At 36.1% G+C, this 2,933-nt stretch carries 3 protein-coding genes; all 3 read left to right on the top strand.

The window, feature by feature from the left end:
* The first annotated feature begins 73 nt into the window (after positions 1 to 73).
* Entirely contained in the window at positions 74 to 1,015 is a 942-nt protein-coding gene (gene fmt / locus ACPYKA_RS20190; RefSeq protein ID WP_479543983.1) for a methionyl-tRNA formyltransferase, read from the top strand.
* A 5-nt stretch (positions 1,016 to 1,020) separates the two neighbouring features.
* Entirely contained in the window at positions 1,021 to 2,370 is a 1,350-nt protein-coding gene (gene rsmB / locus ACPYKA_RS20185) for a 16S rRNA (cytosine(967)-C(5))-methyltransferase RsmB (RefSeq protein ID WP_479543982.1), read from the top strand.
* 34 nt (positions 2,371 to 2,404) lie between these two features.
* Positions 2,405 to 2,933: protein phosphatase 2C domain-containing protein (locus ACPYKA_RS20180; protein ID WP_479543981.1), on the top strand; the 529-nt coding region annotated here is incomplete at its 3' end.

The following is a 2,933-nucleotide window of genomic DNA, read 5'->3' as shown; positions in this document are numbered from 1 at the left end:
ATAAACGAAAATCCGCATTCGTTTTCATTACTATTTGACTCGAGGAGCGGAGCGAGTCGAGATGGAGGTTTTTATGAAAAAAATTATTTTTATGGGAACACCGGATTTTGCAGTTCCAATTTTACAACGTCTTATTCAATCTGAATATGAAGTTGTATTAGTCGTAACACAACCCGATCGACCAAAAGGAAGAAAACGAACACTGTCGGCACCACCGGTTAAGAAAGAAGCTGAAAAAGCGGGGATTCCAGTTCTGCAGCCGGAAAAATTAAGTAAAGAGTATGAAGAGATTTTAAAATATAAAGCAGATCTCATCATTACAGCAGCATATGGTCAATTACTTCCTAAAGCGGTTCTGGATTTTCCTCAGTATGGTTGTATTAATGTTCATGCATCCTTACTACCAGAATTACGTGGAGGGGCTCCGATCCATTATTCCCTTCTAGAAGGAAAAAAGGAAACAGGAATTACGATAATGTATATGGCTGAGAAATTAGATGCAGGAGATATTATTTCACAAAAAAAAGTTCCCATTCATACATCAGATCATGTTGGAACTCTCCATGATACATTATCTCATGTCGGCGCGAAACTTTTAATGGAAACATTGCCTTCTATTTTCGCTGGAACGAATGACCGTATTAAACAAGACGAAACTAAAGCTACTTTTGCTCCAAATATTACAAGGGAACAAGAACGAATCGATTGGAATAGATCGAATGAAGAAATTTACAATCATATTCGTGGACTCCATCCTTGGCCAGTTGCTTATGCGAAATATAAAGGAGACAGAATGAAAATTTGGTGGGCAGATATTGATGAAAGATGCTTTGAAGACAAGCAGCCAGGTGAAATTGTGAGTATTAATGATAATGAATCATTTACTGTCGTCTGTGGCAATAATAAAGGCATTACGGTTTCTGATTTCCAACTTGCTGGTCGGAAAAGGATGAAAGTTAGTGAGTTTTTAAGAGGAAATCCAGAGGAGATTAAAGTAGGACAAGTGCTGGAGTGAAAATGATGCCAAATAACAATGTACGCTATTTAGCCCTCGATTTAATAATCCGAATTGAAAAGGAAGGAAGTTTTAGCCATTTACTTATCTCTCAAGCCATACAACGCGAAAAGTTAGGACTACAAGATGAGAGATTGCTAACAGAAATAGTATACGGAACGATTGAAAGAAAGCTAACGTTAGATTATTTTTTAAAACCGTTTATTCGCTCCCCAAAAAAAGTAACCGATTGGGTGATGAATTTACTTAGAATGTCGGTATTTCAACTAGAGTTTTTAGATAAGGTACCAGAATATGCAGTCATTCATGAGGCCGTAGAAATAGCCAAACAAAAAGGTCATCAAGGAATTGCCTTATTTGTTAATGGTGTTCTTAGAAATATTGTAAGAAAAGGGGTACCAAATACAAATGAAATAACCGATCCGATTGAAAAAATATCGATTGAGACAAGTCACCCGCTTTGGCTTGTCAAAAGATGGGCTGACCAATATGGCCCTAAAATAACAAAGGAAATGTGTGAAACTAATTTATTAAAAAAACCGGTCAGTCTTCGAGTAAATCAATTACGAATAAGTCGGGATGAAGCAATTGAACATTTGCAGAATGAAGCAATTACTGCACAAGCATCCCCCTACGTTAAAGATGGTATAATAATTCAACAAGGGAATATATTGAAAACAACTCTATTAGCGGATGGATTAGTTACGGTTCAAGATCAAAGTTCTATGCTAGCAAGCATAATTTTACAAGTAGAACCTGATTTTAACGTATTGGACGCTTGTAGTGCACCAGGGGGCAAGGCAACCTATCTAGGGGAATTAATGAAAAATAAAGGTACAATTTATGCTTATGATTTACATAAAAATAAATTAAAACTGATTGAAGAAAATGCTAAAAGACTTGGACTAACCAATATTAAAGTGGGACAAAGTGATGCAAGAAATTTACAAGAAATTCATCAACGAGAAAGTTTTGATCGTATTTTAGTCGATGCACCTTGTTCTGGTTTGGGAGTGATACGCTCAAAACCAGATATTAAATATAATAAACGTGTTGAAGATATCTATAAACTACATGAAGTGCAAATTTCTATCTTGGAACATGTCGCTCCCTTATTAAAAAAAGGTGGAAAATTAGTGTACAGTACATGTACGGTTGACAAGCAAGAAAACGAAGCAGTTGTACAAGCGTTTTTAAAGGCAAATAAGAACTTTACTGTAGATGAATCATTTAAAAAAGAAATTAGTGAATTATTACCTAATCAAGATTGCACTAAATTTGGGCTACAACTTTTCCCCCAAACGATTCAATCGGATGGATTTTTTATGACGAGATTAATAAAAAATGATCATTAATATATGGTTGGTTTGATAAAAAGAGGTGATGGAAGTGAATGGACATTTTAAAACGGACCGGGGTAGGATGCGCTCGATTAATGAGGATGCAGGAGGAATTTTTTACAACAAAGCGGGACAGCTACTAGCAATAGTTGCGGATGGAATGGGTGGCCATTTGGCAGGTGAAGTAGCTAGCGGATTAGCTGTTTCTATTATAAAAGAACACTGGGAAAAAGTAGATGAAATACATACACCAGTAGAAGCCGAAAACTGGCTTCAAGAAATTATATCGACAATGAATACGACTATTTATAATCATGCATCGGAAAAAGAAGAATATGATGGCATGGGGACTACAGTTGTTGTAAGTGTATGTACAAATGATTTTGTTTCCATCGCTCATATAGGAGATAGTCGCTGCTATTTACTTAATGATACAAAATTTGAACAATTAACGAGCGATCATTCCCTTGTAAACGAACTTATTCGTACTGGACAAATAACTGAACTTGATGCAGAACAGCATCCGAGAAAAAATGTTCTCTTAAAGGCAGTTGGAACGGAGGAAACTGTTCAACCTG

Source organism: Pseudogracilibacillus amylolyticus (SeqCode), from assembly GCF_051918545.1.
Lineage (GTDB): Bacteria > Bacillota > Bacilli > Bacillales > Amphibacillaceae > Pseudogracilibacillus.
The sequence above is the reverse complement of the archived record's forward strand: the minus strand, read 5'-3'. Positions and strand labels throughout refer to the sequence as shown.

Excerpts from the sequence above, each read along its gene's own strand:
- fmt (WP_479543983.1), top strand. The coding sequence starts at position 74 with ATGAAAAAAATTATTTTTATGGGAACACCGGATTTTGCAGTTCCAATT.
- rsmB (WP_479543982.1), top strand. The coding sequence starts at position 1,021 with ATGCCAAATAACAATGTACGCTATTTAGCCCTCGATTTAATAATCCGA.